The 5016-nt window shown below is 62.5% G+C and carries 8 protein-coding genes; 4 read left to right on the forward strand and 4 right to left on the reverse strand.

All coding sequences use genetic code 11. The features are described from left to right. Window positions 1–366 (reverse strand): VOC family protein (locus EN932_RS29000; RefSeq protein WP_206618970.1); only part of this gene is annotated, 366 nt, incomplete at its 3' end. A 309-nt stretch (window positions 367–675) separates the two neighbouring features. Between EN932_RS29000 and EN932_RS29005 the strand changes: the two genes are divergently transcribed. The 4 genes from EN932_RS29005 to EN932_RS29020 all read left to right on the forward strand — a co-directional run bounded on the left by EN932_RS29005 (window position 676) and on the right by EN932_RS29020 (window position 2847). Next, window positions 676–843, forward strand: coding sequence for a hypothetical protein (locus EN932_RS29005; RefSeq protein ID WP_013529241.1), 168 nt, complete (start codon window positions 676–678; stop codon window positions 841–843). An 85-nt stretch (window positions 844–928) separates the two neighbouring features. Further along, window positions 929–1519 carry a DJ-1/PfpI family protein gene (locus tag EN932_RS29010; protein ID WP_064993261.1) on the forward strand — a complete coding sequence of 197 codons (591 nt, stop codon included), beginning with the start codon at window positions 929–931 and terminating at the stop codon, window positions 1517–1519. A 75-nt stretch (window positions 1520–1594) separates the two neighbouring features. Beyond that, window positions 1595–2002, forward strand: coding sequence for a hypothetical protein (locus EN932_RS29015; RefSeq protein ID WP_063169160.1), 408 nt, complete (start codon window positions 1595–1597; stop codon window positions 2000–2002). A 125-nt stretch (window positions 2003–2127) separates the two neighbouring features. Beyond that, entirely contained in the window at window positions 2128–2847 is a 720-nt protein-coding gene (locus EN932_RS29020; protein ID WP_013529238.1) for a YafY family protein, read from the forward strand. A gap of 64 nt (window positions 2848–2911) precedes the next feature. Here EN932_RS29020 and EN932_RS29025 read toward each other — a convergent pair whose 3' ends face one another. From EN932_RS29025 to EN932_RS29035, 3 genes are all read right to left on the reverse strand, one after another. Further along, entirely contained in the window at window positions 2912–3607 is a 696-nt protein-coding gene (locus EN932_RS29025; RefSeq protein WP_013529237.1) for a DUF1013 domain-containing protein, read from the reverse strand. Window positions 3608–4072: 465 nt separating this feature from the next. Further along, window positions 4073–4213 carry a DUF1127 domain-containing protein gene (locus tag EN932_RS29030; RefSeq protein ID WP_127369267.1) on the reverse strand — a complete coding sequence of 47 codons (141 nt, stop codon included), beginning with the start codon at window positions 4211–4213 and terminating at the stop codon, window positions 4073–4075. A 161-nt stretch (window positions 4214–4374) separates the two neighbouring features. After that, the coding region (locus EN932_RS29035; RefSeq protein ID WP_164890664.1) for an NAD(P)H-quinone oxidoreductase at window positions 4375–5016 on the reverse strand (642 nt) is incomplete at its 5' end.

Genomic DNA, 5016 nt, shown 5'->3' on the forward strand with positions numbered 1-5016 from the left:
GGGCTCTTCGAAGTCCAGTGACGCATAACCGCCGATGTCGCCGATCTCTCCTGTTGCCAGGCCTTCGTCGGTCAAGTGTTGCTTCCACCAGGCAAGGCTCTCCTGGCTGCCGACCCTGAGGCTGGTCCGCACGATGCTGTGCGTGCCGCGCCGCTCGCGGCCGACCGGCCAGTCGAAGAAGGTAAGGTCGGTGCCCGGTGTCGCTTCGCCGTCGGCATAGAAGAGGTGGTAGGCCGAGGTGTCGTCCTGGTTTACGGTCTTCTTGACCAGCCGCAGACCCAGCACCTTCGTATAAAAATGAAGATTGCCAGGCGCATTGGCGGTGATGGCGGTCAGATGGTGGATACCTGTCAGTTGCAAGCTCATCGTCGTCTCCCTGCTGTTGGGGAAGAATTTTCTCCCTCCATATCAGAACTGCGGTCACCCCGCTGAAGGCCTCGTATTCCGACAGTCCGTCGCCGGAAACTGAACAGCGGCGCCCAGTGCACGTCGTCGCTATGAACAATCGGAAGTCGCGAACCTGCCTTCGGCACCGTTCGATGCGGCGAAAAGCGATGCCTTGCCTGCGGTGCGCGCACCGGTCGCAACTATCGTCTCGCGCCTGACATCCTCCTGACAGACTGCTGTCAGGAGGGGTATGCGATAGTACCTCCATACAGAGAGAGGAGACTGGCCATGAACGGTTACACCATTCTGCGCGGCATGCAGCACTATGTCGGCAAGATCCGCACGATGCGCAACGAGATCCGCACCCAGCGGTTCATGAACTCGCTGCCGGCGGATATTCGCAAGGATATCGGCTGGCCGGACATGTATGCGGACCGTGGCCCTCGCGGCAATTGAAGCCAATTTTTCGACCCAGCGATTGGATGTGGGCGCGTCAACGCCCAGATAACAGGTCCGGTGCGTGAGGAATGGGAGCGAGCTTATGCCCGAACAGAAGACGATCGGTTTCCTTTTCATCGAAGGTTTTGCCGACTGGGAGTATGGGCTGCTGGCGGCCTCGGCGGTCGAATGGTTCGGCGCCCGTGCCGTGTCGCTGACGCCTGATGGCAACCCAGTGGCCGGGATCAGCGGCTTTCGGCTGACGCCTGATCGATCGGCCGGGGCGGATGAGAATGACGATCTCGACGCCATCGCCGTCATCGGCTCCGATGAGTGGGCCGGCAAGGCACCGCCCGATGTTGCCGATCTGCTCAATGCTGTTGCATCGCGCGGCGGCGTGGTCGGCGGCATCTGCGCCGGCACGCTGGCGCTAGCCCGCGCCGGCCTGTTCGAGAAGGCCAGGCATACGAGCAATGGCCGCGACTGGATCAATGGTCATGAGGCCGGCTATGCCGGCGACAGCCTCTATCAGGATGTGCCGCATGCCATGGCCGACGGCAAAATTGTTTCCGCGCCAGGCTCGGCGCCGGGCACCTTCGCGCTCGCCTTTCTGAAGACGCTCTACCCCGAAAGAGGCAGCGATCTCGCTCGGATGCGAACGCTGTTTGCCAAGGAGTATGCTGAAGCCTCCTGACAGTATGCTGTCAGGAGGGCCGTGCAATGGTGCCAGCTTAGGGCACCCGTGCATCGGCGGTCGAAAGGACGATCGATGAAGAGTTGGAACGACAGACTGAGCACACCAGGCATCAACGGCGTCAAGCCGACGCCGCGCACGATGGCCGATGTCGTCGAAGGCCAGCCTATGCTGGTGCCGACAGCGCGCCAGGTCGATGATTTCATCCGCTCGATTCCCGAAGGCGTCGAGATGGATGTGCGTGCGCTGCGTACAGCACTTGCCGTCGAGCATGGCGCCGAAGTGACATGCCCGGTCACCATAGGCTATCATCTGCGCACTGTTGCCGAAGCCGCCAACGAGGACCTCCAGCGCGGCATGACGCCGAGTGATGTGGCACCGTTCTGGCGCGTGCTCGATGCGAAAACACCGACGACGAAGAAATTGTCCTTCGGCGCGGAGTTCGTCGCCGCGCAGCGCAAGCGCGAAGGACTGAAACCATGAGGCATGCCGCCCAAAAGTGTTCTGCGGTTTTGGGATAACGGCATGCGCGAAAACACGATGCATGCCACCCAGAGGTGGACCGGTTTCGGGCGGCATGCATAGAGACAACGCCGAGGGACCATACGATGCGCCGCGCCGACAGGCTCTTCCAGATCGTGCAGCATCTGCGCGGTGGCCGATTGGTCACCGCCCAGAAGCTCGGCACATGGCTCGAAGTTTCCGAGCGAACCATCTATCGCGACATTGCCGATTTGCAGTCGACCGGAGTGCCGATCGACGGCGAGGCCGGCGTTGGCTACATGATGAGGGAGGGTTTCGACCTTCCGCCGCTGATGTTCACGCGTGACGAGATCGTCGCGCTGGTCGCCGGCGCCCGCATGGTGCGTGCCTTTGGCGGTGCCGCCATGGCGCGCGCCGCCGACGAAGCGCTGGTCAAGATCGGCGCCGTCCTGCCCGATGCCGAAAAGGACCGCATTGCCCGCACCGAGATCCACACGCCGATGTGGGTGGTCAGCGACGCTGCCCGCGAGGCGATCGACCTGATCGAGCGCGCGGTCGAAAAGCGCCAGGTGCTGACCATCGACTATTCCGACGAGGCCGGCCGCGGCACCGCCCGCGATATCCGCCCGCTCGGCCTGTGGTTCTGGGGCAAGGTGTGGACGCTGGTCGCCTGGTGCGAGATGCGCGACGATTTCCGCGCCTTTCGTATCGATCGCATCGCCTCGGTGGTCATCGCCGGCCGCATCTTCAAGCCGGAGCGCGGCAAGCAGCTTGCCGACTTCTACCGCGCTGTGGAGCGCAGCGAGGACTATGGCATGGCGCCGGACCGCGCCGCGCGCAGCTGAGACCTGGCGCAGCTACAAAAAAAGCCCGCTCGAAGCGGGCTTTTTCTTGGAATATCAGACAACCTCACTCGTCGTCGTCATTGTCCGTGTTCTTCGACTTCAAGGCAGAGAGCTTGGCGAACACGGCGTTGGCGTCGAGTTCGGCGTCCTCGTCCTTCGGCTTCTCGGGAGCCGGCACCAACCGCTCGGTCAGGGCCGCCGGCAGCAGCGTGTCGCCGACCGGCTGCGCCTGTTCGCGGCCGCGCGAGGCGCGGTTGACTTCCATGTCGAGGTCGATCTGCGAGGCGAGACCCAGCGTCACCGGGTCCATCGGCTGCAGATTGGCTGAGTTCCAGTGCTTGCGCTCGCGGATCTGTTCGATCGTCGACTTGGTGGTGCCGACGAGGCGCGAGATCTGCGCGTCCTTGAGCTCGGGATGGTTGCGCACCAGCCACAGAATTGCGTTCGGCCGGTCCTGGCGCTTCGACAGCGGCGTGTAGCGCGGACCCTTGCGCTTGGATTCGGGCACCCGCACCTTGGGGTCTGAAAGCTTCAGGCGCTGGTTCGGATCCTTCTCGGCACGGGCGATCTCGTCACGGGTCAGCTGTCCGGTCATGATCGGGTCCATGCCCTTGATGCCTTGCGCCGCTTCGCCGTCGGCGATTGCCTTGACCTCGAGCGGATGCAGCCCGCAGAACTGCGCGATCTGCTCGAAGGAAAGTGCGGTATTGTCGACCAGCCAGACGGCGGTCGCCTTGGGCATCAGCAGCGTATTGGCCATTTTTACAAATCCTTCTCGTTCGCCCGCGTTCCCGCGCGGGCGGTGGTTTAGAGCCACCAAAATGGGAAATTCGCGGTCTGTATAACCGCTCTCGGGGCGTTTCGCAACGTTTTTGGAGCAAAGACCGGAAGCCGTGGGTACTTACCGAAAACGTTCCGCGCTCTTGAACAGAACGACAAGCTGGCTTCGCTGGCGAGTTCCGGTCTTGGCAAAGATCGGTTGAGGTAGGGCACCCCGGTCAATCAGGGTTCGCCCTTGTGAAAGCGCCGAGCCAAGATGCCATGCAGGAAACTGAGGTCAACCCTGCTCGATGGCCGGTATCGGTTGGGACGGTCGTTGATCTCCCGCCCAAAACGACAAAACCCGCCGGACTGGGTCCAGCGGGCTCGGAACCGCGACAAAGTTCGTCTGGTGCGGCTCTGGCTTCCACGGCTTGGGTCCGCCGGAGCGGACCAGGACGTGGCTTTAGATAGCCCTGCGGGCGATCTTTTCGATGTCGGCGCGGTTGATGCCGAGATCGCTGAGCTGACGTGCGTTGAGACGGCTCAGTTCGCGGACGGTCTCGGTGTACATACGCCAGTTACGGAAAGCGCGGATCGGGTTCATGGTAGTCCCTCCAGAATGATGTTCGTTTCGATGGTGCTCAAATAGGCGTCATCGATGAGGACTTGAATGGCTGATTTTGCATAGCAATGATGCAAATGCTGCATTGCAGCATTAAGCTTCTGTTCATCTTGTGGGCAGCGAGGCGCTGACCTCGCGCGCTGTCAGCCTACGTCGAGCACGATCTTGCCGATATGCTCACCCTCTTCCATGCGCTCATGCGCCCGCCAGGCTTCGCTGAGCGGGAAGATCATGTCCATCACAGGGGCAACCTTGCGCGTGCCGAGCAGCGGCCACACCTGCGCTTCCAGCGCCGCCGCGATCGCCGCCTTGAACTCGACGGTTCGCGGCCTCAGCGTCGAACCTGTGTGGGTAAGCCGCTTGACCATGATCTTCGAAAAGTCCGCGCTTGCGACAGCGCCGGCCTGAACGGCGATCTGGACGATGCGGCCTTCGACCGCCGCGGCTTCGTAGTTGCGCGCCACATAGTCGCCGCCGACCATGTCGAGGATGACATTGGCGCCGTTGCCACCCGTTGCCTCCTTCACCGCGGCGACGAAATCCGCCTCGCGATAATTGATCGCCCGGTCGGCGCCGAGCTTCAGGCAGGCGTCGCATTTCTCCTTGCTGCCGGCAGTGGTGATGACATAGGCGCCGAAGGCGGAGGCAAGCTGGATTGCTGTCGTGCCGATGCCGGACGAGCCGCCATGGACGAGCAGCGTCTCGCCTTTCTTGAGGCCGCCACGCTCGAACACATTGTGCCAGACGGTGAAGTAATTCTCCGGCACCGCCGCGGCTTCGGTGTG

Origin of the sequence: Mesorhizobium sp. M7A.F.Ca.US.002.01.1.1, from assembly GCF_004022955.1 — a bacterium.
Classification (GTDB): Bacteria; Pseudomonadota; Alphaproteobacteria; order Rhizobiales; family Rhizobiaceae; genus Mesorhizobium; species Mesorhizobium ciceri.